The sequence below is a fragment of the Ochrobactrum sp. SFR4 genome (assembly GCF_019730395.1).
Taxonomy (GTDB): Bacteria; Pseudomonadota; Alphaproteobacteria; order Rhizobiales; family Rhizobiaceae; genus Pseudochrobactrum.
The window spans coordinates 1-290 of sequence record NZ_JAAPBB010000636.1 but is presented as its reverse complement, the minus strand read 5'-3'; the positions used below and the strand labels follow the sequence as shown (position 1 = coordinate 290).

Here is a 290-nt window from a genome sequence, read left to right as displayed (position 1 = left end):
AACCTGGCCGATGTGCCGGGCTTCGTCGTGCCGGTCCACCGGGCGCTGACCGAGCACATTCTGCTCGGCGGCGCTCCGCGCTCAATCGCGATCGTCAACGGAACGCTTGCCGCCGCTCTCGGCCTCGGCCTGCGACTTTGGTTGGTCGGCATCGCGCTCGGGCTGCTCGGGCACCTCGCTGCCGTTTGGGCAGCTAAACGCGATCCGATGTTCGTCGATGTGGTGCGCCGCCATCTGCGCATCCCCGGTCACCTCGGCGTTTGAGGAGTCCTACCATCATGATGAACCTC

General features: G+C 66.2%; 1 protein-coding gene. It reads left to right on the top strand.

Features of this window, described 5'->3' with window-relative positions; genetic code table 11:
• The first annotated feature begins 3 nt into the window (after positions 1 to 3).
• Positions 4 to 264, top strand: a complete 261-nt coding sequence (locus HBA93_RS20600) for a VirB3 family type IV secretion system protein (RefSeq protein WP_221724512.1) — start codon at positions 4 to 6, stop codon at positions 262 to 264.
• The last annotated feature ends 26 nt before the right edge of the window (positions 265 to 290 follow it).